Annotated in this window: 25 protein-coding genes and 1 tRNA gene; 10 read left to right on the top strand and 16 right to left on the bottom strand. The window is 47.6% G+C overall.

Annotated features, from left to right (window positions below):
* Positions 1–43: 43 nt before the first annotated feature.
* From AS136_RS21075 to AS136_RS21060, 4 genes are all read left to right on the top strand, one after another.
* Positions 44–862 (top strand): hypothetical protein, encoded by an 819-nt coding sequence (locus AS136_RS21075; RefSeq protein WP_063266955.1) that lies wholly within the window; start codon positions 44–46, stop codon positions 860–862.
* A gap of 421 nt (positions 863–1,283) precedes the next feature.
* Positions 1,284–1,721, top strand: coding sequence for a hypothetical protein (locus tag AS136_RS21070; protein WP_032739149.1), 438 nt, complete (start codon positions 1,284–1,286; stop codon positions 1,719–1,721).
* The gene (locus AS136_RS21065; protein ID WP_032739150.1) at positions 1,690–2,961 is read left to right on the top strand and encodes a relaxase/mobilization nuclease domain-containing protein; all 1,272 of its coding nucleotides are present in this window, start codon (positions 1,690–1,692) and stop codon (positions 2,959–2,961) included. The genes AS136_RS21070 and AS136_RS21065 overlap by 32 nt, the downstream gene beginning before the upstream one ends.
* 304 nt (positions 2,962–3,265) lie before the next feature.
* Complete coding sequence (locus AS136_RS21060) at positions 3,266–3,931, top strand: hypothetical protein (RefSeq protein WP_032739152.1); 666 nt, start codon at positions 3,266–3,268, stop codon at positions 3,929–3,931.
* Between the two features lie 57 nt (positions 3,932–3,988).
* On the opposite strand, the gene AS136_RS21055 is transcribed toward AS136_RS21060, so the two are convergent.
* The 11 genes from AS136_RS21055 to proB form a co-directional block, all read right to left on the bottom strand.
* Positions 3,989–4,402, bottom strand: a complete 414-nt coding sequence (locus AS136_RS21055) for a hypothetical protein (RefSeq protein ID WP_032739153.1) — start codon at positions 4,400–4,402, stop codon at positions 3,989–3,991.
* A 97-nt stretch (positions 4,403–4,499) separates the two neighbouring features.
* The gene (locus AS136_RS27235; RefSeq protein ID WP_074158367.1) at positions 4,500–4,898 is read right to left on the bottom strand and encodes a hypothetical protein; all 399 of its coding nucleotides are present in this window, start codon (positions 4,896–4,898) and stop codon (positions 4,500–4,502) included.
* On the bottom strand, positions 4,899–6,530 hold the full coding sequence (locus AS136_RS27230; protein WP_047367572.1) for a DNA-binding protein: 1,632 nt from the start codon (positions 6,528–6,530) through the stop codon (positions 4,899–4,901).
* Positions 6,527–7,840, bottom strand: a complete 1,314-nt coding sequence (locus AS136_RS21050; protein ID WP_044067885.1) for a tyrosine-type recombinase/integrase — start codon at positions 7,838–7,840, stop codon at positions 6,527–6,529. Before AS136_RS21050 ends, AS136_RS27230 begins: the two co-directional genes overlap by 4 nt.
* Position 7,841: 1 nt before the next feature.
* Positions 7,842–9,047, bottom strand: a complete 1,206-nt coding sequence (locus tag AS136_RS21045; protein ID WP_032739159.1) for a site-specific integrase — start codon at positions 9,045–9,047, stop codon at positions 7,842–7,844.
* A 380-nt stretch (positions 9,048–9,427) separates the two neighbouring features.
* Positions 9,428–9,634, bottom strand: a complete 207-nt coding sequence (locus AS136_RS27225; protein WP_001075424.1) for a helix-turn-helix transcriptional regulator — start codon at positions 9,632–9,634, stop codon at positions 9,428–9,430.
* A gap of 90 nt (positions 9,635–9,724) precedes the next feature.
* The gene (locus tag AS136_RS21040) at positions 9,725–10,582 is read right to left on the bottom strand and encodes a DUF6387 family protein (RefSeq protein WP_001412615.1); all 858 of its coding nucleotides are present in this window, start codon (positions 10,580–10,582) and stop codon (positions 9,725–9,727) included.
* 148 nt (positions 10,583–10,730) lie between these two features.
* The gene (locus AS136_RS21035; protein WP_063266954.1) at positions 10,731–11,945 is read right to left on the bottom strand and encodes a tyrosine-type recombinase/integrase; all 1,215 of its coding nucleotides are present in this window, start codon (positions 11,943–11,945) and stop codon (positions 10,731–10,733) included.
* A 175-nt stretch (positions 11,946–12,120) separates the two neighbouring features.
* Positions 12,121–12,196: transfer RNA gene (locus tag AS136_RS21030), tRNA-Thr, on the bottom strand.
* 113 nt (positions 12,197–12,309) lie between these two features.
* Positions 12,310–13,563, bottom strand: coding sequence for a glutamate-5-semialdehyde dehydrogenase (proA, locus tag AS136_RS21025; protein WP_016160355.1), 1,254 nt, complete (start codon positions 13,561–13,563; stop codon positions 12,310–12,312).
* Between the two features lie 10 nt (positions 13,564–13,573).
* Positions 13,574–14,677 carry a glutamate 5-kinase gene (proB, locus tag AS136_RS21020; protein ID WP_004204699.1) on the bottom strand — a complete coding sequence of 368 codons (1,104 nt, stop codon included), beginning with the start codon at positions 14,675–14,677 and terminating at the stop codon, positions 13,574–13,576.
* Between the two features lie 289 nt (positions 14,678–14,966).
* Here proB and phoE point away from each other — a divergent pair, with 289 nt between their 5' ends.
* Entirely contained in the window at positions 14,967–16,019 is a 1,053-nt protein-coding gene (gene phoE / locus AS136_RS21015; RefSeq protein WP_008805307.1) for a phosphoporin PhoE, read from the top strand.
* 44 nt (positions 16,020–16,063) lie between these two features.
* On the opposite strand, the gene AS136_RS21010 is transcribed toward phoE, so the two are convergent.
* On the bottom strand, positions 16,064–16,630 hold the full coding sequence (locus AS136_RS21010) for an NlpC/P60 family protein (protein ID WP_004222859.1): 567 nt from the start codon (positions 16,628–16,630) through the stop codon (positions 16,064–16,066).
* A gap of 411 nt (positions 16,631–17,041) precedes the next feature.
* Here AS136_RS21010 and AS136_RS21005 point away from each other — a divergent pair, with 411 nt between their 5' ends.
* Positions 17,042–17,911: a DMT family transporter gene (locus AS136_RS21005; protein ID WP_012968867.1), complete on the top strand. Its 870-nt coding sequence runs from the start codon at positions 17,042–17,044 to the stop codon at positions 17,909–17,911.
* 95 nt (positions 17,912–18,006) lie between these two features.
* On the top strand, positions 18,007–18,672 hold the full coding sequence (locus AS136_RS21000) for an HAD family hydrolase (RefSeq protein ID WP_023322122.1): 666 nt from the start codon (positions 18,007–18,009) through the stop codon (positions 18,670–18,672).
* A gap of 508 nt (positions 18,673–19,180) precedes the next feature.
* Here AS136_RS21000 and phnE (AS136_RS20995) read toward each other — a convergent pair.
* From phnE (AS136_RS20995) to phnC, 4 genes are all read right to left on the bottom strand, one after another.
* A complete protein-coding gene (gene phnE / locus AS136_RS20995) occupies positions 19,181–20,065 on the bottom strand; it encodes a phosphonate ABC transporter, permease protein PhnE (RefSeq protein WP_012968865.1) in 885 nt (294 codons plus the stop codon).
* Complete coding sequence (gene phnE / locus AS136_RS20990) at positions 20,062–20,934, bottom strand: phosphonate ABC transporter, permease protein PhnE (protein ID WP_012968864.1); 873 nt, start codon at positions 20,932–20,934, stop codon at positions 20,062–20,064. The genes phnE (AS136_RS20995) and phnE (AS136_RS20990) overlap by 4 nt, the downstream gene beginning before the upstream one ends.
* 66 nt (positions 20,935–21,000) lie before the next feature.
* Positions 21,001–21,939: a phosphonate ABC transporter substrate-binding protein gene (gene phnD / locus AS136_RS20985; protein ID WP_032691132.1), complete on the bottom strand. Its 939-nt coding sequence runs from the start codon at positions 21,937–21,939 to the stop codon at positions 21,001–21,003.
* Between the two features lie 22 nt (positions 21,940–21,961).
* The gene (phnC, locus tag AS136_RS20980; RefSeq protein ID WP_012542738.1) at positions 21,962–22,804 is read right to left on the bottom strand and encodes a phosphonate ABC transporter ATP-binding protein; all 843 of its coding nucleotides are present in this window, start codon (positions 22,802–22,804) and stop codon (positions 21,962–21,964) included.
* 843 nt (positions 22,805–23,647) lie between these two features.
* Here phnC and ecpR point away from each other — a divergent pair.
* The 3 genes from ecpR to AS136_RS20965 all read left to right on the top strand — a co-directional run bounded on the left by ecpR (position 23,648) and on the right by AS136_RS20965 (position 25,579).
* Entirely contained in the window at positions 23,648–24,190 is a 543-nt protein-coding gene (gene ecpR, locus AS136_RS20975) for an ECP biosynthesis operon DNA-binding transcriptional regulator EcpR (RefSeq protein WP_008805314.1), read from the top strand.
* Positions 24,191–24,264: 74 nt separating this feature from the next.
* Complete coding sequence (gene ecpA, locus AS136_RS20970; RefSeq protein ID WP_012542737.1) at positions 24,265–24,852, top strand: common pilus major fimbrillin subunit EcpA; 588 nt, start codon at positions 24,265–24,267, stop codon at positions 24,850–24,852.
* Between the two features lie 58 nt (positions 24,853–24,910).
* The gene (locus tag AS136_RS20965; protein ID WP_008805316.1) at positions 24,911–25,579 is read left to right on the top strand and encodes a fimbrial chaperone EcpB; all 669 of its coding nucleotides are present in this window, start codon (positions 24,911–24,913) and stop codon (positions 25,577–25,579) included.
* Positions 25,580–25,592 lie beyond the last annotated feature (13 nt).

Here is a 25,592-nt window from a genome sequence, read left to right as displayed (position 1 = left end):
GAAGTTACCTTATCTATGAAGTTACCTAAATGCAGGAAGCTATATGAGCCAAAGTAAAAGCACCAAAACTAATGAACTAAAAGAAAATAAATTTGAAAACTTAAAAAAATTAGACTCCCTTTTCGTTCTTTTTATAATTGTTGGTGCATGGATTTTCGGTCAAATAATTTTAAAAGACCCTCGTTTAATATTATTTTTTGAAAAAATTGGAAACATACCCGATCTTTTAAGCCTTTTCCCAATTTTTTCTAGCAGCTTGCTTATAGCCACTTGGTTTCTTTACAGAGGTAAATCCGTTAAATCACTAAATGATATAATTCTGTTTTTTTCTGTGAGTTATGCATTATATCTTTTCCTGTTCGACAATCAAGAATATGAAAAACTAAATAATTTAAAAGAAGTGGTTAGTAACTTACCCCTTTTCTTAGCAAAAATAGCAATACTTAATTGCTCCGTTGCAAAAACAATAATTACGCTATTCGAATTCATCATTGAATGGGCTAAAGAGAATTCAGAAAAAAAGATTACTTTGCAAGAAAAACAAAATGCCGAGGACAACAAAGCATCATCCTCATTCGATAAAGATGGTAAAGTGGAAAATTTTGAATTTAATTACAAGTATGAAAAAACACAAGGAAACAAAATTGAGCATGAAGAAATTTCCATAATGAAATTTGAAAGCAATCTGCAAAAAGATAGCAACTCAAGTGTTAAAAAACCAAGCAAAGATGATCAGAACTCAATCAACCAAATAAAAACAAACCCTATCAAAGATAAATTAATAACTTCTTTAATTATATTGTCTTTGATAATTTTAGCCTTCCCATTTTTATATAACATATTTATTCACTTTCATCGCTAGACATTATATCGCCATAAAGTATGGCTATGGCCATAGCAAAGGATAATAAATCTATAGCCACAAGGCTTTCCTTAATCTCTGGGTGAAAAAAAAGAACATAGACATTAAGCATACTAACTAAAATTATAAATATAAATGCTCTAATAAATAATCTCATAACCTTCCCCTAATAATGATCGTTTTAATATTGATAACAGTTTAATGTAAGATGTCAATATTTACAGTAAATAAATTAAAGCAAGGGCTAACTCATCGAAGCGCTACGCTGCTTCTTCGAGTTCCCCTTGTTTTTTCCGCCCTTCGGTTGAAAAAAAATCAAAAGCAAAATCAAGACACTACATTGACATTATTAGCATCTATCATATAAATAAATTAAGCATAAGGAATATGCTTTTATTTAATTATATGAAAAGGAGTTCATATGGTCGAAAGTAATACTTTTAATAAGATCGTTGTAAGTAAGCATTCCCGTAATGGAAGCGTTAACGAAGCGAAGCTCTCACACAACCAGCTTCGTTCTCATTGCGTCAGTGTCAGATTAAATGATGAAGAGCTAACGCTTCTCAATGAGAAACGAGGCCGTCATCGTAAAGGCGAGTGGCTTCGCTTATCTTTAATTAATAAACTTCCTGCTGTCGTTCCAGCCATCAATTTTGAAGCCTGGAAAACCCTTGGTGAGATTTCGCAGAAGCTAAACAAGCTTGTGGCTCATCTTGATAGCAAGAGCTATGAAAGCCCTCTGACGCAAACTGAACTCTTCGCCGTAAAGCGCCAGGTCTCAGAGCTTCGCTTGCATTTAATTACCGCTGACCTGTGGAGAGCTTCCCATGAAGGGGATGCAGAAGATAAAGCGAGGTAAGAACTTCGCTGGCGTAGTGTTTTATGCATTGAGGCCAGCTTCGCATCATAAAACTCCCCCATCAGTAATTGGTGGCAATATGGATGGAAGCAATGCCGGAGAGTTGATTGCAGAATTCAATGCGACTAAAGCGCTTCGCCCGGATGTTGCTAAACCCGTCTGGCACAATTCGCTTCGCTTGCCGAAAAACGAAGCGCTGACAGATGCTCAGTGGTCAGAGATTGCTGATGATTACATGTCCCGAATGGGCTTCTCTGAAACGCACCTCAGATGCTATGTCCTCCATGATGATGCGGCCGGCCAGCACATCCATATCATCGCCAGTCGCATCGAACTCAGTTCGGGGAAGCTCTACTTAGGTAAAAATGAGAACCTTATCAGCACCCGTATCATCCAGGATCTTGAACAAGACTATCAGCTAACAAGAACCAAAGGACCGAAAGCATCTCCAGCAGCGCCCTCACCTAAACCGAAGCTCAAAAAATCCCGTAATGAGATGATGATAGAAAAGAGAACTGGTGAGCTATGCCCAAAAGGAATCATCCAAAACGCCCTTAACGAACTGCTTGATACTAGGCAATCGATTACCGACTTCGTGCAACAGCTTGTGGCACAAAATATCAGGCCAATCCCTAACATTGCCTCTACTGGACGCATGAACGGCTTCTCATTCGAATACAACGGGATTGCTTTCAAAGCATCTCAATTGGGAAAAGGGTATTCTTGGTCTGCCTTGCAAAGCAGAATCGACTACCAACAGGAACGTGATAATGCTTTCCTGTTTAAACTGAAATCATCTGTCAGAGAAACATCTGTTAGTGCAACTCATGATATGGTCATAACTATAGATGCTCCTGAAACCACGACAGAATACGTTAACCGCCCCATAGAAGCACTTATCCTCGATAAACGAGCTGCTGGTCAGGACGAATACTCTATCGCTTCTGTCGAAGCGCTTCTCCCAGAAGCTGTTGCAACTAACAAAGAAGCGATAGCAACCGAAACGTTAAAAGTAGCGCCCAAGCGAAGCTATAGGGCTTCAACGTTCAGATGGTTAGAGACCATCCCCTATCTCAATACCATTATTACCATCTTCAAAAACCTCAAAATCCCAACCCTTAAACGCCCTCAAAAACACAAAACCATCACTAGCGTGAGAATGGTAGAGATTACGCCTCTCCCCCAAAAAAATCTCATTGAATCAGCACCTCAATCCAGAAGAGCTTCGCTTTCGATGTAAGGCTGGCAAGCCTTTTTGATAGATACAGGTCAATAAATTGATCGTTTATACCGATCGATATTCTTATGCTGATAGTCTGAATCTATCATTAATCTTTAATCGATCGGTACAAGTGATTTGCCTTTCCTGTAAACCCAGTCAAAATGTGATTTCACACCAAAGAATATAACAGACTGATTTAACTAGCCTATTTACGTATTCAACTAACATGCAGGTTTTGAAATGGCAGATACCATCTCATCTGTAGTCCCTGATTTCTTCATACATCGAATATGAATTTAACATCTAACACAAAGGAACTTGTATGAGCATCTCCACCACGAAACGCCGCAATGAAGAAGTCAACGTTGGTCTTTCTGATCGTCGGAAAGCAGAGATTACAGCCCCAAAGTTTGATCTGTTTGGTGAAACTTTCGAGTTTGCGGAAATTTTCTCTGCGACTGTCATCAGTTCCAACCCAACAAATGCTCAGATCTTGGTAAAAACAAATGATGGCGATGAAAAGCAGATTTCAGCCTATGGTATCGCGGTCAGGAACTCACACAGGATTCGTCTATACGAGCTTCGAAAGTATAGCAACGATAACTCCTGTGTCGTATATGCCGATGCGCTCATTATTAATTCAAACACGGGTGAGTATAAAGTAAACTTAAACAGGAAAACCGTCATTATTCCAGCTTTTCTGACAATGCTATTTCATAATGCTTCGACAGCATCTTTCTTCAGAGTAATGCCAGTTCCGAAGTGGTTTTATATTCTCTTCACTTTGCTTTGTTTGGCTTCTTTCATTGCATTTTGCTCATTGCTTGTGGGATTCAAAGATGGATATGTGTGGGATGAGCACAAGTATATGTGGCTCACATATTTCCTATCAAGGATCGGAAGCTTCGTTTGTATCAAATGGATTAAAAGAAGAAGCGCTAGATTTGATCATGAAATCAGAAATCTTATCGATTTAGTAAAAAAATAAAAATAATAAGCAACAAAGAGTTAGCCCGTAGATTCGTACTACGGGCTTTTAAAATAATCACAACCCATATTTTCTTTTCTTCTCTTTGATGGATAACGATCTTTTTAGGGTCGAAGCCTCATATTTCCTTTTCTCATTAGCATAGACTTTCTCTGTTCGGCTACCATTACTGACTATAAAGTTAATCAATGAAGAACATACATGCTTCATACGCTCTTTGTTGATCAAATCATCATCCAGTTTATTTATATGACTATAATATGAAAGTAGCAGAAAGGTTAAAACAACCTCCCTGTTGGAGAAGGTCATTTTTTCGATACCACTTTGGTATTTGATATAAAATCCTGCACAAAAAAGATATGATTGTTCTATAATTCGTTGCTCTGAGAAACCAGATTCAGCGAGTTTATCAACGAATCGATCAAGCAGAAGTAGATACCTTTCCATTAAGTTAATATTTGTTCTATCCATAATATGCATCCTTGCAATAGTGAAATTTTGTCGTCCTGACAAGAAAATAAATAACATAATATTTTACCATGTCAATAGCTAAAACCTATCAATTCTATTAAAGGTAATTTGCAGGTAACGGATTATTAAGTTCTTCAATCGTTATTTGTTTAAGATGAGCATTATAAAGCCATACTTTGAACTGTTCTAAATAGCGTTCATTTAATGCCTTCAAAGCTTCATTTTCTGCTTCAAGTCTTCTAATTCGTTGAGAAGCCACTTTTAAATTAGCAGGTTTTACAGTGTGTATTGCACCAGATTTGATAGTGGCTTTTTTCACACTGAAGCTTTCTGCAATCCTTACATGACTACTTAAGGATTGTCTTGATGGTCTTTTCCCAATAATCCTTACTAACCTGTCGCACAAAGCATCCCAGGTTAGTTTTTCATCTATAGACCATGTGTTAATAACATCTACAATCTTCTTCTCATGATAACCATTTATATGCTTAGCCATTTATTCTCCTTTTTTTATTCTCTTATGGAATTCATACCATCTATCAGCATTTATGTTCCCATCATTTTTATCATACAGTGTTCTTTTTAAAATTTTATCGTGAATGTTTGAAATCGTTTCGTTATCTAAACCAGAATTCTCAATCGGATATTGTTCACACGGCTTAAACGCATATGAGTGCTTGCAGTAGCCATGTTTTGATACATGTACTGCGCCACTACTAAGTGATTCAAACTCATTAAGATCAACTACTGGAGCCTCCTTTATTCTATGCTCGTTAACACACACTAATAACTTTTGTTCTCTAATTGCTTTAGACATTTGAAGATGCGATCTGTGGTCATAAGAAACATTTTGAGAAATGAGCTTACGTCCAGACCAGCGAGCAATACTAAATTCATCCATACCATTTATTTGAGCAAATGTGTTGAGAAGATGCCTTAGTTGATGTGTTCTTAGCAAATATGGGCTACCATCTTCATTTATATAACCATGTCTTTTAAAGAGATTAAAATGTCCTTTTATATAATCAGAATCAATAATGTCAGTTTTAAAATAACTCATTGTAGGTCTGAATAACTTATCTAACATTCTCTTTTTCTTTTGATTTAATTGTCCTTCAGTTAACAAGCAAAGCGCATTAGAATATTCAATTTTCTTCTCTCTATCATACCAAGGGAAATCTTGAGGTATATTCTCTTTAAGAGTTCCCATCGTTGAATTAGAGTAATTTTTTTGAATTTCAGCAGCCAATAACCTCGCTTGACTTGATAATTCTTTTAATCTGCTAATAGCTCTTTTAGCTACAGGTATCATTAAACTTGGAATCCATTTTATATTACCTTCATACCCTTTTGCTGAAAAAAATCTCAATCCGTATCTTTGAATGCCCTTTCTATCAAATTCTGTAATTTCACAATCCGCTGGCAAAGCTAAAATTTCTGATATCCTACTCGGTGCGCACATAAGTAAAGCAAGCACAGATGTAGTAAATATATCTCTTGAAGATAATTGTTCATCCTGCTTTGAAAAAATCTCAGCAATCGCAATAACTGATTTGATATCAGGCATTCTAGAATGGCCTTCCAGTGAAGAATCATAACCAGTCCAAGACTGAGTAATCTTATACCTAATTGGACTTACCCAAAATAAATAAGATGAGTTAGTCATCCTATTATCATTTAAAAATGAACTCAATTTTTCAAGTTCTTTCCCAATAGCAAATGCATGTGCTTTAGAATACTTTTCAGAGGCTATTCTTATGCATTCATCAAAAACTGAATTGTTGCAATAGTTTACATTAGCTTCCATATTGGTTTTAAGTAAAACGAATTCGACAATCTTCAACATTGATAATGTTGAGTGTTTCGTCTTAGATTTATTGAATGAATGCACATGCAACATATATGCTTTAGCAAAATTAATAAAGCTATCATCCAAGCATTCTTTGCTGTTTAGGTTGTTTTTTGAGTTAAACTTAGTAAACCTATATAAACCTTTCCATTTATTGCTTCCCCAAGAAGTTGTTAAATTATTATTAGAAATAGTACTCTTACAAAACTGGATGAACTTAATAACATTATCGTGAGGGTTGTTTTTATTGCTTGGTTCAAAAATAAATATATTGTTCATAATGCTCTCCAGGGATTGAATTTTTTACACGTTAAACATTTCAAATCCTCTTTCGTATCTTCTAATAAGAAAAATGCATTTGAAACATACTTGATAAAAAAGTTCTTGTTTTCTTCAATCTCTATGCCCATAAGTATATTAGATAAGGGGTTAAAAAACGCACTTAGTCTCTTATCGATGTCATAAACGTTTTCAGAATTATTTTTTATATATATCATAGAAGAGTTTACTGATTTATGATCTAACGCTTTAGCAATCACCTCAATTGAGGCTCCTTCGTTAGCCAGTCGACTTCCTAACGTATATCTGAATCTTCTGGCATTAAGCTCTATATAGCTGTTAGTCCTTTCTGACCTAACATCGAATTTTGACGGAAAGTGTTTTAATAGTTTTGACATAACTGAATTTTTCATATGGAAATAATCTGTTGTTAAATCAGATAAAAAATCATCAATCCTTTTTGTTTCCGTAACCTTATCTAAATTCATGAATATTGGTAATTCGCCTCTATAGTTACTAATCCCAACACTGAATTTATCTTCAACAAATGCCTGATTTTGATTAATTAGCATTGATAAGCTGTCATATAAGAACGGTTCTATCATAATCATGTTAAATTCTTTTCTGAAACATTTTCTTTGTTTTACTTTAGGTACATTCAAAAAGCACCCTCTCTCATTTTTAATGAGATCTTTAGCTTTTAGAGATATTAATTGCAATGGCCTTCTTCCTGTTATTGCCAGCAAAAGGATATAACAATACAAAAAGCATTGAATTTTCTTCTCATGATAAAATTTTCCAACGGCGTTAATAATGTTATTGAATTCCGTTTCAGTTAAAGGTCCTTTATTTGGATCTCGTCTTTTAACTGCCTCTCCTGTTTGGTTTGGAATGATCTTTATTTTCTCCAACATTCTAAGGGCAGTCGCTTCTACTCCAGGGTAATTGAGTTTTTTCCATTTAGTGATGAAAGCCTTAACTATGTTTAGCTTGTAGTTTCTCGCTGAACCTAAATAAACATTCAATTGATATATGGCTTTGTCATCAATTGTATCGATAGTCATCGCACCAAACCACTTATAAAATAGATTGTTAATGCTTTGAATATAAAAAGAACTATATTCAGACGCATAGTAAGCCAATGTTTTTAAGTAGCTAAGTTTCATTTTTGTAGGCATTCTATCTACAACTTTATGAGGGTATACACAGTTTTCTTTATCCAGTTGCCATTTCTTATCTGACAGTTTGAAACTATACCTATTCATCTTAGCAAAAAAGATTTGCTCACTTTCAATATGTTTGTTTTCCATACTAAACTCCACTAATTATTTTACTTACTGATTTATAGACCTTTAGGACGACATCCTTCTCTTGTTGCGATATGTATCTATAGTTGTATCTATCACACATTATTGACTCCTTTGACCAACCCATTAGATAATTCCTTAAATCTTTCCTTCTACTATATTCTAATTCAGCACCTTCTATTCCTTTAGAATACATATAATTCCAAGAGTGCCTTAACCTATGGCCTGAAAGATTATATAGCTCTGGACTTGCTCGTTTCAGTGTTGATATCACCTTCTCATAAGCTGAAATGCTTAAGGGTTCTCCTGCGTTTTTTCCGGTGCAATGAGCCACCAATAAGAAATTATGCTTTTTTCTTTTTGTCATTTTTTCTCTGCTATTGCTTATGTAATCAAAAATTTCACAGGCTAACTCATCAGATAACGGAATAACCCTTTCTCCAGTCTTTACTAATGGTTGATAAGATCTTCCATCTTCTTTTGAATCATGTCTTCTGACTACACTTAACGTGTTGTCTCTGAGATCAAAATCATCTATTTTAAGATTGAGCAACTCTCCAGCCCTTAAACCTAAATTTAAGAGCAAGGTAAATATTAGTCTGTTCCTGACCTGTACTTCCTTATGGAAAGGGTTTTTAATCCCGCCAATTTCTAATAGACGGAAAAGCACTTTGATCTCTTCTTCATTTAACGATTTTTCAGATACTTCATTCATATTCAATGAACTGTTTCTTGGAATATGTGCTCTGATACTTTCAATAAATACGTCTACTTCATACTTTGCATGAATCCCCTTTGACGAATGAACTAATCCACATAACCACTTAAGGTAGCGTGAAAAAACGTGTATTCTATAACTAAAGGTTCTCTTCGCAATAAACCTATTACTTGCTGATTTTATATTTATAATTTTTTGTCTATCGAATCTTTGTTTCGCATATCTTACCAGATCATCTATTTCTGCAACGCTGAGATACTTTTTAAGCTCAATTCTCTCAACTATATTAATTTTCCTACTATCTAAGAAATTACTAAAAATTAGTAAGTTAGTTGCAACTATTTCCATAGTTGAGGCGGTTGCGCCTCTATTTCTTATGTCTGTAGTAAGAAATAAATTTTGATAGTAAGCTGGTAGATTACTATTTTTATCAAGGATCAGGCATCCTCGCTCGCCATTACTCATGATGAATTTCTTTACTTTATATCCCATTTTGACCTCATTCTTTACAAAATAATATCACTCTCACTTATTAAATATATTCCAATTCAAAATAATTCAAATTTTTTACAATGACTTTAGTTTATTTAGTATATATATTAATGGCTTGAAAAAATTTATTTGACGTCAAATAAACAGGTACGGCTAGTATTTAGTATCCATACCCGATATTAAGAAAACCATCTCTAAACCTTATAGCAAAAGCTCTGCCAGAAAAAAAGTAAAGAATTCCGTTAAATATAGTAATTTTTTAGATTGAAACTTTACAAAACCTCGTTTTTTTTGAAACTCAGTCAGTGAACTTATAAGGCCTATAAATTTATTTTCTTAATATTATTAAAAGTTAAAAGATCGATGTAGCAACATTCCTCTTAAGCAACATGCTTTCTTGAATTCTCTATAGTTAATTGAATCCATTCATCGATTTCGCTTTCGATAAAAGCAATAGCACGAATACCGATCTTTACAGGCTGTGGAAACCGATTTTGGCTGATAAGACGATAAATCCAAGCCTTACCAAATCCGGTTTTATTCATCACTTCTGACAGGCGGATAAGACGTGTGCATGGCTGATTCATGGTATTTCCCTCATCTATGTTGACGGAAATGAATATACGATTGAATCACCAGCAAAAAGAGCGATCTTCAGATCGCCAAGGGTATGGATATCAGTCTTTATCAGAATCCGCGATTTTCATCACGTCTGAAACTCTGATGTTTTTGAGATGACTGTTTTTGTTGATGAACAGATGGAACTGACGGATGAAAGGTATACTGGCTGCTTTTATCGCCAGTGGTCTGTCTGTGTCCCGAATTTGGTGATTGAGGCGGGTCTGTTCTTCATCATCATCGTCGGTGTAAAGGAGGCGTGAAAGTCGATCTTCTGATATGCGAACCTTGTGCAGAGTAGACCATACAAGGATGTCAATCATGGGTATGAGTCTGTAATTGATGATTTTCTTGATGGTTCCATAGCCAAACCTGATCGAATCAGATGTATCGGCTTCAATGCCCCGTACTTTACGCCATTGAGGTAGCGCGGCTTTCAAAGATTCAGCTATTTCCTCATCAGTTCCATTCGCAAGGTCTATTTCGACCATGACAGTATCTCTGAACAGCTTAGGGAGAGCTTCGGATACAGGGCTATCGAGAAATTCACGGTTAACCGAATACTCATCACTTCCATCCCAGAAAAATAATGAATTCCGTAATCCAACGATGCTGAGCTGAGCCAGCCGTTCTGTCGTGGTCAAAAAGAAATGTGGGGGTTGGTAAAGGGTGTCCTCTCTCGTGAGGTATCCGAGATGTTGCTCTGTAATAAGAAACGGTTTTCCGCTGAAAATTCGGTCAATATAGAGGTTCACGGCTTTCGCTTCGAATTCCTCATGATAAGGCTTAAAGAACAGTGTCCTTGCAAGCAGCTCATGGTAAAGCTGTATGAGAGTCAGATCTTCAAATCCTCGATAGGTATTGATATCCAACCATTTTTTAACTTCTTTGGTGTGTTCCGTTGACCAGTTTCTCATGATTGCCATTTGGTGCCTTTGTTATTCCATTCAGAAATGGATAGTTGAACTCATCTGAGCGACCAGAAGCAATAATTATAAAAAATGCAGTCATAAAAAAGAGCTACGCTCTACCGAGACGTAGCCCTTAGTTCAGCATCAGCTTCCTCTATGCACGTCGATTAAACGTCCCATGCATCACATTGCCACCATTCTCAAGGCTATCCATATAGTCAGCATACCATTGCAGCATCTCACGTCTGCCATCAAGATATTGCGCATGGTTATAGGTACCACGGATAGCATTCTTATCAAGATGCGCAAGCTGGGTTTCAATCCATGCGGTGTTGTAGCCTTGTTCATGAAGAACGGTGCTCATGGTATGACGGAATCCATGCCCCGTAACGCGGCCGGTATAGCCAATTTGCTTAAACACCTGATTGATACTGGCTTCGCTCATTGTTTTACTTGGATCATTACGACCGGGGAACATTAGATGAAAATTACCAGTCATTGCCCTGATTTTTTCAATAATTTCCAATGCCTGCACGGATAACGGAACAATATGAGGACGCCGCATTTTCATGCGTTCGGCAGAAATTTCCCATAACCCTTTATCAGTATAAATTTCAGACCATAACGCACCACGTAATTCACCCGTTCGAACACCAGTGATGATCATTAGTCGGGCGGCTAACACTACCAACTCACTACCAGAGTAGCCAGCAAGGGCTTTAAAAAAGGCTGGAAGCTCCTCAATGGTCAGGAATGGATAATGTTTAGACTCATGCCCCTGCATAGCACTGGTGAGATCTGGTGCGGGGTTATACTCGGCTCTGCCTGTAACTATGGCGTAGCGAAACACTTCACCACACCGCTGACGTACTTTCTTAGCTTTCTCAGTCGCACCTCGCTCTTCCATCTTTTTAAGCACGTTAAGCAATTCCAACGGCTTGATGTCTGCAACAGGACGTTGACCGATGAACGGGAAGACATCTTTGTTGAAGGCTTCAAGAATGTCAGAGGCATATCCCGCAGACCATTTCTTCACTTTCATGTTGTGCCATTCGAGCGCAATTTGCTGAAAGGTGTTTTTTACTTCTTCGATTTGGGCTAGTTTGCTTTCTTTCTTAAACGCACTCGGATCAACGCCATTAACCAGCAGCTTTTTAGCATCATCTCTTTTGCTTCTGGCATCAGCTAAGGTAATGGTCGGGTAAACACCAAACACCACACGTTTTTCTTTACCTGCGATACGGTATTTCATGCGCCAGCTTTTGGTGCCGTTAGGGAACACCTCCAGATACATGCCCCCACCATCTGCTAACTTATAGGGTTTATCTTTAGGCTTGGCAGTCTCGACCTGTCTGGCATTGAGCTTCATTTGGGGGCATCTCCTCTAGACCGAATACAACATGCCCCCACCGATGCCCCCAACTCACCGTAGATTTTCGTGAACGTGAGTAGACGAGCAGAGACAACAAGGGCCGTGAAACGGCATATTATAAGGATTTAAAGGGTGTTTGAGTAGACTTAGGGAGACGTTAAAATAGGTAGGATGGTGCCGATAATAGGAGTCGAACCTACGACCTTCGCATTACGAATGCGCTGCTCTACCAACTGAGCTATATCGGCCCTGCAAGAGGTGTTCACGAGCGTGAATCACGAGGCAAAAGGTTAGAACTTAGCGGGCGATGCGTCAATAGCCAGTGGAATCAACTGCCTATTTTTGCATCGCCCGTTCTCATTTACGCACGAATGGTATCGTCGCCGAAACCAATCCACTTATAGGTGGTTAACGCTTCCAGCCCCATCGGGCCGCGGGCGTGCAGCTTCTGGGTGCTGACCGCCACCTCCGCGCCAAGGCCGAACTGGCCGCCGTCGGTGAAGCGCGTGGAGGCGTTCACGTAGACGGCGGAAGAGTCCACTTCATTGATAAAGCGGTTGGCGTTACGCAAGGTGCGGGTCAGGATGGCGTCGGAATGCTGGGTGCCATGTTCGCGAATATGGGCGATAGCCTCATCCATATCGGCCACCACTTTGACGTTCAGATCCAGCGACAGATACTCGTCGTCATACTGCTCCGCTTTCACCGGCTCGACTTTCGCCGGGCCGTTCTGCAGCGTGGGGAGGGCGGAAGGGGCGGCATGCAGGGTGACGCCGCTCTCGGCCATCTGCTTGCTCAACGCCGGCAGGAAGGTGTCGGCGATGTTGCGGTGCACCAGCAGCGTTTCCACGGTATTGCAGGTGCTCGGCCGCTGGGTCTTGGCATTGACGATGATCTTCAGCGCAGGGGCGATCTCGGCGGTTTCATCAACGAAGATATGGCATACGCCAATCCCGCCGGTGATCACCGGGATCGTTGACTGCTCGCGGCACAGCTTGTGCAGGCCAGCGCCGCCGCGGGGGATCAGCATATCGATGTATTTATCCATCTTCAGCATTTCGCCCACCAGCGCGCGATCCGGGCTCTCAATGGCCTGTACCGCGGCGGCCGGCAGACCGCACTCCTGCAGCGCTTGCTGGATCACCTTCACCGTGGCGGCGTTGGTGCGCCATGTCTCTTTCCCGCCGCGCAGGATCGCCGCGTTGCCGGTTTTCAGGCACAGGGAGGCGACGTCGACCGTCACGTTGGGACGCGCTTCATAAATCACGCCAATCACCCCCAGCGGGACGCGGCGACGTTCAATACGCAGACCGCTATCCAGCAGCCCGCCGTCGATCACCTGGCCGACCGGATCGGCCAGATTGCACACCTGGCGCACATCGCTGGCGATGCCGCTCAGACGCGCCGGGGTCAGCGCGAGGCGATCAAGCATCGCTTCACTCAGGCCATTGGCGCGAGCTTCGGCTAAATCTTCCGCGTTGGCGCGCAGAATATCGTCGGTCTGCGCTTCCAGATAATCGGCGATCTTTTCCAGTACCTGGTTCTTTTCCCGGCTGGAGAGTAACGCCAGCTGCCAGGAGGCCGCTTTGGCGGCAATGCCCATTTGTTCCAGCATTTTCAGCTCCTTAACGGATGATCATATCATCGCGGTGGACGGCCACCGGGCCGTATTCGTAGCCCAGAATGGCATCGATTTGCTGCGAGTGCTGGCCGGCGATAAGGCGCAGCGCGTCGCTGTTGTAGCGGCTGACGCCGTGAGCGATATCGCGTCCTTCGCTATTGCGGATGCGGATCACTTCGCCGCGGGAGAAGTTGCCGCTGACGATTTTGATGCCTTTTGGCAACAGCGAGCTGCCTCTTTCGAGGATCGCTTGGGTCGCGCCCGCATCGACGGTCAGTTCACCGGCCGGCGGGGCGCCGAAGATCCAGCGCTTACGGTTCTCTAGCGGAGACTCCTGAGCGTGGAAGCAGGTGCCTACTGGCAGGCCTGCCATCGCATGGCCGATGACGTCCGGGCGGTTGCCAGCGGCGATAATGGTATCAATCCCCGCGCGGCAGGCGACGTCCGCGGCCTGCAGCTTGGTGCCCATGCCGCCGGTGCCGAGTCCGGAGACGCTGTCGCCGGCGATGGCGCGCAGCGCGTCGTCGATGCCGTAGACGTCTTTAATCAGCTCCGCCTGCGGGTTGCTACGCGGGTCGGCGGTGAACAGTCCTGGCTGGTCGGTTAACAGCAGCAGCTTATCCGCCCCGGCGAGGATCGCGGCCAGTGCGGAGAGATTGTCGTTATCGCCCACTTTGATTTCCGCGGTGGCGACGGCGTCGTTTTCGTTAATGACCGGGACGATGCTGTTATCCAGCAGCGCGCGCAGAGTGTCGCGGGCGTTGAGGAACCGTTCTCTGTCTTCCATGTCGGCGCGGGTCAGCAGCATCTGGCCAACGTGAATGCCATAGATAGAAAACAGCTGTTCCCACAGCTGGATCAGACGGCTTTGTCCCACCGCCGCCAGCAGCTGCTTGGAGGCGATGGTGGCGGGCAGTTCCGGGTAACCAAGGTGCTCGCGCCCGGCGGCAATGGCCCCGGAGGTCACGATGACAATACGGTGTCCCATGGCGTGCAGCTGTGCGCACTGGCGCACGAGCTCGACGATATGGGCGCGGTTCAGGCGGCGGGACCCGCCTGTTAAAACACTGGTGCCCAGTTTTACCACCAGCGTCTGGCTTTCACTCATGATTCTCTGCCGTTCAAAAGGAATATCGATATCGAGCTGATGTTGTAGCAGGAGTCGGCCCGCTTGCCAACACCCGGGGCGGCGGGCGCGCCATTTTATTGCGCGGGATCGGGCATTCTGGAGAGGGGATGTGACAAAAATATGTCAGATACATTTAAATACTCTTTTTTATAAAAAGTTCCACCTTGTCATAAATATTTAATCTCCCGGCGTTAAAAAACCTCCTGTTTTTGATGGGCGAGCGCCCGCAATTGAATAGCGCGTATAAATAAATCACCAGGACTGAATAATGAAAAAGAGTACTCTGGCATTAATGATGATGGGCTTTGTGGCTTCAACAGCGACGCAGGCAGCGGAAGTTTATAACAAGAACGCGAACAAACTGGATGTGTACGGCAAGATCAAAGCCATGCACTACTTCAGCGATTATGACAGCAAAGATGGCGATCAGACTTACGTGCGTTTCGGTATTAAAGGCGAAACGCAGATTAACGACGACCTGACCGGCTATGGCCGTTGGGAATCTGAATTCTCGGGCAACAAAACCGAGAGCGACTCGAGCCAGAAAACCCGTCTGGCATTCGCCGGGGTGAAGCTGAAGAACTACGGCTCCTTCGATTACGGTCGTAACCTTGGCGCCCTGTACGACGTGGAAGCCTGGACCGATATGTTCCCGGAGTTCGGCGGCGATTCCTCTGCCCAGACCGATAACTTTATGACCAAACGCGCCAGCGGCCTGGCGACCTACCGCAATACCGATTTCTTCGGTCTGGTGGATGGTCTGGATATGACCCTGCAGTACCAGGGTAAAAACGAAGGCCGTGAAGCGAAGAAACAGAACGGCGACGGCGTTGGCACCTCATTAAGCTATGATTTCGGCGGCAGCGACTTCGCCGTCAGCGCGGCCTACACCAGCTCCGACCGTACCAACGATCAGAACCTGCTGGCCCGCGGCCAGGGTTCGAAAGCGGAAGCCTGGGCGACCGGCCTGAAATATGACGCCAACAATATCTACCTGGCGACCATGTATTCTGAGACCCGCAAAATGACCCCGATCAGCGGCGGTTTTGCCAACAAAGCGCAGAACTTTGAAGCGGTGGCGCAGTATCAGTTCGACTTCGGTCTGCGTCCGTCCCTCGGCTATGTGCTGTCGAAAGGGAAGGATATCGAAGGGGTGGGTAGCGAAGATCTGGTTAACTACATTGACGTGGGCCTGACCTACTACTTCAACAAAAACATGAACGCCTTCGTGGATTACAAAATCAACCAGCTGAAAAGCGATAACAAACTCGGCATCAACGATGACGACATCGTCGCGCTGGGTATGACCTACCAGTTCTGATTGACCGCAGAACCACCCGCCGCAGCCCTGGCTGCGGCTTTTTTTTAGCGGCGATTCTTCGCCAGATGCAGGGTGTCGCTGTTCATGGTGATCTGCGCGTTATACTCCTTCGGCAGACGACGCGCCTGATAGAACGCCGATTCCCAGTAAGGGTTGTCCAGCGAAGAGCGCATCACGCCCTGGCTGCTCGAGGCGTGAAGGAAATTATGATCGGTATCGTAAAAGCCAACGTGCATCCCGGCCCGGGTGCGGAAGAAAACCAGATCGCCGGGACGTAAATCGCGTTTATTGACCCGCACGCCCATGTGCAACAGCTCGCGGGTGGTGATCCGCTCCATCGGCAGGTTAAAGCGATCCTTCAACGTGCGCCAGACGAAACCCGAGCAGTCGACGCCGCTTTGTTCAGTACCGCCCCATTCATAGGGGGTTCCCTGCCAGGTGTGCATCTGATCATGCAGGGCCGCCACCACCGGGATCAGATCGTCCGATCCGCCGTCAATGGTCATATCCGCATGAGATTTTGTGTTCTTTGCCTGTTTCGGTGAGGAGGAGCATCCTGCCAACAACAAAAAAGGAATTAAAAAGAGAGCATGCGTCAGTTTTGGCTTCATATCGTTATTTTCGAAGTAGCAAGCAGACTGCTTTGTTTTATAGCCGATTAAAAAGAACGGCTGAATAAGCCGAGGCCGCCTTTACGTTTATTTACGATTAAAAATAAACAATCAGGCGAGAGATCACCCATAAAAGGCAGTTGTCACTTCCGAACGGCCTGTGCCAGGATTCTGATTAAACCTTTCACGAGGCATTCCATGACGCATTACGCCATCTCTGGTGAGACTTTGCCCGGCGCCGCTTTCGACGCGGGGTGGATGACGTCTGCGCTTCATCATTGCTTCACCACGCTCTGCCCACCGCCTCCCCCTCCAGACCGGGTTGTTTTCGACGCTTAACGCCGTCTTTAGCAGGCGCTTACCTGCCGGTATGACGCTTGATACCTTGTGTTTGACGTTCTGGAGCATGCTATGCACGTTCGCTATTCTCTGCTCGCCTCGCAGGCGACAACGGCCATTTTTGTGCTGCTGTGGGGCAGCGCGGCCATCTTCACCCGCTGGGGACTGGACAACGCTTCGCCGATGGCGCTGCTGGTCTTTCGTTTTCTGATTGCCCTGGTCGCGCTGGCGCCGCTGACCATCGTCCGTCGGCGCTGGCTGCCCGCGCCGGGCACCCGCCTGCAGACAGCGGCCACCGGCCTGATGCTGATTGGCGGCTATTCGGTCTGTTACTTCGAGGCGATGGCTAACGGTGTGACGCCGGGACTTATCGCCACCATCATGGGGATCCAGCCCATCCTTACGCTTTGCGTGGTGGAGCGTCGCCTGCAGGGGCGGCGGCTGTCAGGACTGCTGATTGCCCTGGCGGGGCTGGTGCTGCTGGTGTGGCGCAGCCTGGCGGCCTCGCCGATGGCGATGGTGGGGATCCTGTTTGCGCTGGCGGCGCTGCTGCTGATGACCTTTGGCGCGCTGTGGCAAAAGCGCAGCCGTCAGGCGCCGGCGGATGTCCTGCCGCTGCAGTACGCCGTCAGTCTGGGGCTGTGCCTGCTGATTGCCCCGGTCAGCGGCTTCCAGTTTACTGTTAACGCCGGGTTGATTATTCCGGTGCTGTTTCTCGGGCTGCTGATTTCGGTGGTCGCCCAGCTGCTGCTGTATCGTCTGCTGAGCGCGGGAAATATTGTCAATGTCACCAGCCTCTTTTATCTGGTGCCAGTGATCACGGCGCTACTGGATTATCTGCTGCTGGGCAACCGGCTGCCGGCGGCGGCGATGGTCGGTATGGTGGCGATCATCGGTGGGATCGTGCTGGTGTTCCGCACCGCGAAGGTCCGCGCCGGCTGATGGCGAGCCGGGCGCTTTGGCGTCCGGTTCATTTTCCTGTCATCTTTTTTACGCATGCTCCCGGCAGCTTATTTTGACCAGTAAGGGAAAGTACCATGGGCAACACGCTGACGATTTTTGATCTCGATAACACCCTGATACAGGGCGATAGCAGTACGGTCTGGAGCCAGTTTATGGTTCGCGAAGGGCTGGCGACGCAGAAGGGGTATCTTGCCCGCGAGGCGCGGCTAATGGCGGATTATGACCGGGGAGAGATGAATATCGCCGATTATGTGGCCCTGATCCAGGCGCCGCTGGCCGGAATACCGAAGTCGGACGTTGACGCGCTGGTGGCCCGCTGCGTGCGCGAGGCGATCCTGCCGCGGGTCTATCCGCAGGCGTGGGAACTTATTCGTCGTCTGCGGGCCGAGGGGGAGCAGATGCTGATTATCTCCGCCTCGGTTAGCCTGCTGGTGCAGGCGGTGGCCGCCGCGCTGGAGATTGATCAGGCGCTGGGCATTGACGTGGCGATGGTCGACGGCGGCTACAGCGGGGTCATTGCCGGGATCCCTAGCTATCAGCAGGGGAAGGTGGCGCGTCTGGCGCAGTGGCGCGAGGCGCATCCGCAGTATGACGGCGAGGTGACTTTCTATACCGATTCCATTAACGATCTGCCGCTGTGCCTGCATGCGGATCGCGTGCGGCTGGTCAATCCCTGTCCGCAGCTGCAGGCGGCGGGTGCCGGATATGGCTGGCCGGTGCTGAGCTGGCGGCTGGAATAGCGGAGCGGATAAATATTTCTTCGGGTTCAGCCGTTCCAGGCCGGATAAGCCCTGTAGGCCGGGTAAGGCGCCAGCCGCCACCCGGCATAAAAGCAGCTCCGTGCCTGATGCCATCGCCCGGCGGCGCTGTGCTTGCCGGGCCTACAGACAGTCGGAGCCGGACGAGTAGGCCGGGTAAGGCGCCAGCCGCCACCCGGCGAAATATCGGCGCAACCGGAAATGTCCCTGCTCGCGCTACGCTTAGCAGGGCTACCACTCCTGTGTTATTTCCGGGCACATTGCGCTCCCGGTTAATTTTTCTGCATTCTGTTTTTCGTGGCGCAGGGAGCGCACAGGGGGTGGCCAGTCGCCGCCGCCCCCTGTCCCCCGGCCTTCCGGGAACGTCTCAGCGATGTTGAGGCCGCCAGTACCGGCAGTTTCAGCTGCCCCAGGCCCGGCGGTGAGTCAACAGCCAGTCCTGGACGAGTAGGCCGGATAAGGCGAAGCCGCCATCCGGCGCAAAGGTGTGCTAGCGTCCGCCCTGATACAGCGGCACCGCGGCGCCGCCGATATAACGACGGCGCAGCCAGGCGGAAAGGGTGTCCATGATCATCACCACCGCCACCAGCAGCAGGGTGATAAACATCACCACATCCCAGTTCCACAGGCGCATGTTCTCGGCATAGATAAGCCCGATACCCCCGGCGCCGACGAAGCCCAGCACCGCCGCGGAGCGGGTGTTGGATTCAATCTGATACAGGCTCAGGGCGAGGAAGGTTGGGAACGACTGGGTAAAAATGCCAAAGCGATGCTTTTGCAGGCCGTTCGCGCCCACGGCGGTCAGCCCGCGCCCGGGCGAGCGGTCCACGGCTTCGTGTCCTTCCGCGTACAGCCGTCCCAGCAGACCGGTGTCCTGCATGATGATCGCCAGCACCCCAGCCAGCGGCCCGAGGCCGACCGCGCGCACGAAAATCAACCCCCAGATAGCCATGTCGATCCCGCGCAGCACATCAAACAGGCGGCGCATCAGCAGGGCAAGGGTCCCCAGCACCACGCCGCGCATGATGTTGCGGGCGGCAAAGAAGGAGAGCAGCAGCGCCAGCACCGTGGCGGTCAGCGTCCCGGCGAAGACGATAGCCAGGGTGATGCCGATTTGCGTGAAGTAATAGCCGAACGGCCAGTTCCAGAAGTCGTGCCAGACGAACATCCGCGCCAGGTAGCGGCCAATCTGCTGCAGACCGGTGGTCAGCTGCTCGCCGCTGATGCCAAACTGCAGAAAAAACCAGACGTAATAGAGCACGCAGGCCAGCGCTACCAGCCCGACGTAGCGCAGGTAGCGCCCCTGGACCTGATAGAGCTGTTTATGCTGCCGCCGGCTGGCGGCGATATCCGGTTGCATGTGCCAGACGCTCATTTCTTACCCTCCAGTACCCACAGGCGCAGACGACCGGACAGCATGTCCAGCGCCGACACCACCAGAATGATCAGCAGCAGGGTGATGCTCACCTGATCGTAGCGGTCGAGCTTGATGTTGGTCATCAGCTCCTGGCCGATACCGCCCGCGCCCACCAGCCCGAGAATCGTCGACGAACGGAAGTTGATTTCAAGCCGCATAAAGCCGTAGGAGAGAAACAGCGGTTTCACTTGCGGCCACAGGGCGAAGCGGATTTTCTGCAGCGGCGACGCGCCGCAGGCCGCCAGGCCGCGTACCGGTTTGTTTTGCGCGCTCTCCACCGCCTCGTAGAACAGTTTGGTCAGGCTGCCGACGGTGTGCAGCATCAGCGCCAGAAATCCCGGGATCGCGCCGATGCCGAACGCCATGACAAAGATCACCGCCCACGCCAGCTCGGGCATGGTGCGCAAAAACGCCACCAGTACCCGAATGGCAAAGCGTACCGGCGCTGGGGTCCAGGCGTTGTTGGCGGCGAGGAACGCGAAGATGGTGGCAATGGCGACCGCCACCAGCGTCGAGGCCAGCGCCAGCTGCAGGGTTTCCCAGATGAGCGGCAACTGGATCGGCAGGCGATAGCCCCACCAGGCCAGCGAGCCTTTGGTCTGCACATCGGCGAACAGGTTACCGGCACTCAGAGGCGGAATGGTCTCTGCCATATAGTCAAAGAAGTGGGGCAGCGAGTGCCAGATGGTCAGCAGATTAAATTCTGCGGCGCTGCCGGCGGCAAAATAGAGCGCCAGCAGGAGTAACGACCAGCAGACGGTATCACGCTTTTGCCGCGAGCGTACCTGCTGGTAATAGCGTTCAAATTCGGTGTGGGTCGTCTTCATGCGTCGGGGATCTTCAACGTAGCGCCGCCGCTCACCCTGGGGCAAGCAGGCGGCGTTGAGGCAGGATTAACGCGCGCTCACCAGCTCGCGTTTCATGTCGATAATCTGCTGGAAGTCAGCCACGCTGCCCGGACCGATGTGCTGGGTACCGCCCATCGCTTTGATAAAGCAGGCGTGATCCTCGGTGTCCAGTTTTTTCACCGCCGCCACGACCTTCGCCTTAAAGTCCGCCGGCAGCGCATTGCTCACCAGGATCGGGCCGTTCGGGATCAGCGGCGATTGCCAGATAATGCGGATCTGCTTCATCAGATCCGGATGATCCATGCGAATCAGACGGTTGAACGCGCCGGTGGTGTAGCCGGTGTTGTAATCGCCGACCATCGAGGTCCAGGTGACCGCGCCCGCGAACTGGCCGTTCAGCACGCCGAGAATGTCCTGCTCGTGGCCGCCGGAGAAGGTGACGCTGGAGAAGGTATTGTTGTATTTGTTGTCGGCGTTACCGCCAAATTTTTCTTTAAACGCATGGTTAGGGATCAGATACCCGGAAGTGGAATCCGGATCGGCGAAGCCGAAGGCTTTGCCTTTTAAATCGTCCAGCGTTTTGTACGGGGAGTCGGCTTTGACGATCACCACGGAGTGATAGCCGCGAGACTGATCTTTATCGTCCACGGCGATGCCGACGATATCCACCGCTTTCGGGTTATTGATATAAACCGAAGCGTAAGAGGAGGGGGACATGCTCAGCACCACGTCGACTTTGCCCCCCAGCAGACCCTGGATCACCCCGGAATAGTCGGAAGAGTTACGCAGTTTGGTATCCACGTTCAGCTCTTTATCGAGGAAGGTCTTCACACACTGGTTATCACCGATTTGCTGGGTGGCGTTCTGCCCGCCGAGAATGCCCAGATTCAGCTCTTTCGGCTGCGCTGCCGCCGCCTGCCATGCCATCATCATGCCCGCGACCACTGCGGATAAACGAACTGCGCCAGTCATATATTTTTTCATTATGTTGCCCGTGTGAGTGAAATTAATGCAATTGGCTAACTTCATCGCCGTACAGCTGCTGCAGCACATCCTGCGTCAGCCGGGAGGGGTGATCGTCAAAAATAAGCTGGCCGCTGGCGACGCCGATAACCCGGGTGCAGTAGGCCTTCACCAGCTCTACCGAATGCAGGTTCACCATCACGCTAATGCCCTGCTCGCTGATCTCGCGCAGCACATCCATGATGCGCTGGGTGTTCTTCGGATCCAGCGAGGCGACAGGTTCGTCGGCCAGCAAAATGCCGGGGTTTTGCATCAGCGCCCGGCAGATTGCCACCCGCTGCATCTGTCCCCCGGAGAGATTCTCCGCCCGCTGCAGCGCGTGCGGCAGCATGTTCATCCATTCGAGCAGCGCAATGGCGCGCGCCCGGTCGGCGGCGGGGAAAATTTTAAACAGCGACTTCAGGGTTGAAGTCTGGCTGAGGCGACCAAGCAGGACGTTGGTGAGCACGTCGAGGCGCGGTACCAGGCAGAAGTCCTGAAAGATCATCCCGCACTGACTGCGCCAGGCGTTGAGTGAGCGGCCTTTCAGCTTTGAGACATCGTGTGGCATACCGACTTCCGGATAGCTAAGAATTTCACCGCCGCTGGCGCTGTGCGTACCATTAAGGACATGCAGGAGCGTCGATTTGCCGGCGCCGGAGCGGCCAATGACCCCGACCATTTCACCGGCGTGCAGGTCAAAGCTGATGCCGTCCAGCACCTTGTGCTGAGCATGATAGGCTTTAGTCAGGTTACGCACGCTTAAGACCTTCCGCTGCAGGCCGGCATCGAGATCGGTGAACGGCTGGAAATCAGTTTCGGCCACCGCGGCAAGAGAGCTGTTCATAAGAGTGTCCAGGTTCGTCATTAACTGGGCACTATTAATAGGTCTTTATATGAAATTTCGATGACGGTATTGCGAACAAAGCGTGAACAGGCGGGAAAAGGCGGGGATGACAGGCCGACCGCGCGGCTTGCTGACCGCTGGCGAAGCCTTGAAAAGCGGCTATGCTTTCGGGGGGCGCGAAGGCAGGCGCACCCGTGACGGCAGGCACCTATCGGCAAAACTCGTTTTATCTTGCTAATGAGGTCTGTTTAATCGAATAGATAATGCTTCTACCTTTGTTTAGCATTCATCATTCCGCAGAATTAACATATGCATAACTATTTTGTGCGGCAGGTTAATCTATTCATGTGGCTTATGAATTGGTAAATCATCCTGGTTATTGCTTATATTCAGATTTATATTCTTTATTTTGTTGTTAATTTGGTTTATTTGACAACTCCATCCTGCCCCTCATTAAGAATATTCCTAACATAATAGGGCGAAGATCCTGGGTAATATAAAGCACAAGTAAGAATTGAGGGTAATATTGCCAATAACCTCATGAAAATAAATGTCTTTTTCCACTCCTCAAAAATCCGATATTTTCAGTTTTTGTAAATATTGACCCAGGCACGAAATTGATTGCCTGTCCGCGTGTTGACACTCCATAGGAAAAAACTTAAATTCAACGCCATGCAGAAATAATTAAAATTAAACCCGGCTTATCAAATATTGATAAGTAATGCGTGTCTTATTTAATGGCGATTTATTAAAGGAAGCGAATACGCCAGTTAACTTTGTAGGCCTGGCAAACAGTGAAGTTGTAAAAATGATTACTTCAAGGACTATGAGGTTAAAAACTATATGGAATATAAATGCTGTTCCGATAAGTACATTTGGTCTGCCCATGACTCCTACTTCTATAAAGGACTATCCGAACTCATTCTGGATATCGATGAATTAATTTATCTGTCGCAGGAGAAGATTAGAAAGGATTTTGTGTTTATCAATCTCAATACGGCTTCTTTAAATGAATTTATCAGGCGCGATAGCGAATGGCTATCCGCGGTAAAGGGGAAACAGGTCGTATTGATTGCGGCCAGGAAATCAGAAGCCTTAGCAAATTACTGGTATTACAATAGCAATATTCGCGGCGTGGTATATGTTGGCCTGAGTCGCGATATTAGAAAAGAACTGGCCTACGTAATTAATGGCAGATTTCTCCGCAAAGATATTAAGAAAGATAAAATTACTGACCGGGAAATGAAAATAATCCGCATGACCGCTCAGGGCATGCAGCCGAAATCGATCGCCAGAATTGAAAATTGTAGCGTGAAGACAGTATATACCCATCGGCGCAATGCTGAGGCCAAACTGTATTCCAAAATATATAAGTTAGTTCAGTAACACCCAAGCAATATTGTTTTTTAAATGGTTCACCGGGACATCATGTCCTTAATTCAACTCAGGATGAAAAAGCGATGAAAAAAAAGGTTCTGGCAATAGCTCTGGTAACAGCGTTTACCGGTATGGGTGTGGCGCAGGCTGCTGACGTAACGGCTCAGGCTGTTGCGACCTGGTCGGCGACCGCTAAAAAAGACACCACCAGCAAGCTGGTTGTGACCCCGCTCGGCAGCCTGGCATTCCAGTACGCCGAAGGCATTAAAGGCTTTAACTCGCAGAAAGGTCTGTTTGACGTGGCGATTGAGGGTGACGCAACGGCGACCGCCTTTAAGCTGACCTCGCGCCTTATCACCAACACCTTAACCCAGCTGGACACTTCCGGCTCCACGCTGAGCGTGGGTGTGGATTATAACGGCGCCGCGGTCGAAAAAACGGCAGATACCGTGATGATCGATACCGCTAACGGCGTGCTGGGCGGCAACCTCAGCGCGCTGGCTAATGGCTACAACGCCAGCGGCCGTACCACCGCGCAGGATGGTTTCACTTTCTCCATCATCAGCGGCACCACCAACGGCACCACCGCAGTGACCGATTACAGCACCCTGCCGGAAGGGATCTGGAGCGGCGACGTCAGCGTCCAGTTCGACGCCACCTGGACCAGCTGATCCTTCTGATGCACCAGCAGGGGGGGCTCCCCCTGCTTTTTTCACGGACGGAATTGTTATGAAAAAGCACCTTCTGGCTCTCGGGCTGCTGCTTGTCGGGGTGTCGCCGGCGCAGGCGCTGGATGTCGGCGATATCTCATCTTTTATGAACAGCGGCAGCAGCACGCTGAGCAAAACAATCAAGAACAGCACAGACAGCGGTCGACTGATCAATATCCATCTCGAACGGCTCTCTTCCCCGCTGGATGGTGGGCAGGTTATCCCGATGGATAAACCGGATGAGGTGCTGCTTACCCCCGCCAGCCTGCTGCTACCCGCTCAGGCCAGCGATGTCATCCGTTTCTTCTACAAAGGCCCGGCGGATGACAAAGAGCGTTACTACCGCATTGTCTGGTTCGATCAGGCACTCAGCGATGCCCAGCGCGATAACGCCAACCGCAGCGCGGTAGCGACGGCGTCCGCCCGCATCGGCACCATTCTGGTGGTGGCGCCCCGGCAGGTGAATTACCGCTTTCAGTACGCCAACGGCTCTCTGACCAACACCGGGAATGCGACGCTGCGGATCCTCGCCTACGGCCCTTGCCTGAAGGCCGCCGACGGTAAGGAGTGTAAAGAGAATTACTACCTGATGCCGGGTAAATCGCGCCGTTTTACGCAGGTGGACACGGCGAATAAAAAAGGACGGGTTGCGCTTTGGCAGGGTGAGCAGTTTGTTCCCGTGAAATAGACAGTTGTGCAGA

Source organism: Klebsiella sp. D5A, assembly GCF_001620885.1.
GTDB classification, from domain to species: domain Bacteria; phylum Pseudomonadota; class Gammaproteobacteria; order Enterobacterales; family Enterobacteriaceae; genus Klebsiella; species Klebsiella variicola.
The sequence above is the reverse complement of the archived record's forward strand: the minus strand, read 5'-3'. Positions and strand labels throughout refer to the sequence as shown.

Bases quoted from the DNA above. Each gene is read 5' to 3' on its own strand.
- AS136_RS21035 (WP_063266954.1), bottom strand. From the start codon at position 11,945: ATGAAGCTCAATGCCAGACAGGTCGAGACTGCCAAGCCTAAAGATAAA.
- AS136_RS21070 (WP_032739149.1), top strand. From the start codon at position 1,284: ATGGTCGAAAGTAATACTTTTAATAAGATCGTTGTAAGTAAGCATTCC.
- AS136_RS21055 (WP_032739153.1), bottom strand. From the start codon at position 4,402: ATGGATAGAACAAATATTAACTTAATGGAAAGGTATCTACTTCTGCTT.
- AS136_RS21010 (WP_004222859.1), bottom strand. From the start codon at position 16,630: ATGAAGCCAAAACTGACGCATGCTCTCTTTTTAATTCCTTTTTTGTTG.
- AS136_RS20965 (WP_008805316.1), top strand. From the start codon at position 24,911: ATGAAAAAGCACCTTCTGGCTCTCGGGCTGCTGCTTGTCGGGGTGTCG.
- AS136_RS21060 (WP_032739152.1), top strand. From the start codon at position 3,266: ATGAGCATCTCCACCACGAAACGCCGCAATGAAGAAGTCAACGTTGGT.
- proB (WP_004204699.1), bottom strand. From the start codon at position 14,677: ATGAGTGAAAGCCAGACGCTGGTGGTAAAACTGGGCACCAGTGTTTTA.
- AS136_RS27230 (WP_047367572.1), bottom strand. From the start codon at position 6,530: ATGAACAATATATTTATTTTTGAACCAAGCAATAAAAACAACCCTCAC.
- proA (WP_016160355.1), bottom strand. From the start codon at position 13,563: ATGCTGGAACAAATGGGCATTGCCGCCAAAGCGGCCTCCTGGCAGCTG.
- phoE (WP_008805307.1), top strand. From the start codon at position 14,967: ATGAAAAAGAGTACTCTGGCATTAATGATGATGGGCTTTGTGGCTTCA.
- phnD (WP_032691132.1), bottom strand. From the start codon at position 21,939: ATGAAAAAATATATGACTGGCGCAGTTCGTTTATCCGCAGTGGTCGCG.
- AS136_RS21075 (WP_063266955.1), top strand. From the start codon at position 44: ATGAGCCAAAGTAAAAGCACCAAAACTAATGAACTAAAAGAAAATAAA.
- ecpA (WP_012542737.1), top strand. From the start codon at position 24,265: ATGAAAAAAAAGGTTCTGGCAATAGCTCTGGTAACAGCGTTTACCGGT.
- AS136_RS21005 (WP_012968867.1), top strand. From the start codon at position 17,042: ATGCACGTTCGCTATTCTCTGCTCGCCTCGCAGGCGACAACGGCCATT.
- AS136_RS27235 (WP_074158367.1), bottom strand. From the start codon at position 4,898: ATGGCTAAGCATATAAATGGTTATCATGAGAAGAAGATTGTAGATGTT.
- AS136_RS21045 (WP_032739159.1), bottom strand. From the start codon at position 9,047: ATGGGATATAAAGTAAAGAAATTCATCATGAGTAATGGCGAGCGAGGA.
- AS136_RS27225 (WP_001075424.1), bottom strand. From the start codon at position 9,634: ATGAATCAGCCATGCACACGTCTTATCCGCCTGTCAGAAGTGATGAAT.
- AS136_RS21000 (WP_023322122.1), top strand. From the start codon at position 18,007: ATGGGCAACACGCTGACGATTTTTGATCTCGATAACACCCTGATACAG.
- phnC (WP_012542738.1), bottom strand. From the start codon at position 22,804: ATGAACAGCTCTCTTGCCGCGGTGGCCGAAACTGATTTCCAGCCGTTC.
- phnE (WP_012968865.1), bottom strand. From the start codon at position 20,065: ATGAGCGTCTGGCACATGCAACCGGATATCGCCGCCAGCCGGCGGCAG.
- ecpR (WP_008805314.1), top strand. From the start codon at position 23,648: ATGGAATATAAATGCTGTTCCGATAAGTACATTTGGTCTGCCCATGAC.
- AS136_RS21050 (WP_044067885.1), bottom strand. From the start codon at position 7,840: ATGGAAAACAAACATATTGAAAGTGAGCAAATCTTTTTTGCTAAGATG.
- AS136_RS21040 (WP_001412615.1), bottom strand. From the start codon at position 10,582: ATGAGAAACTGGTCAACGGAACACACCAAAGAAGTTAAAAAATGGTTG.
- phnE (WP_012968864.1), bottom strand. From the start codon at position 20,934: ATGAAGACGACCCACACCGAATTTGAACGCTATTACCAGCAGGTACGC.
- AS136_RS21065 (WP_032739150.1), top strand. From the start codon at position 1,690: ATGAAGGGGATGCAGAAGATAAAGCGAGGTAAGAACTTCGCTGGCGTA.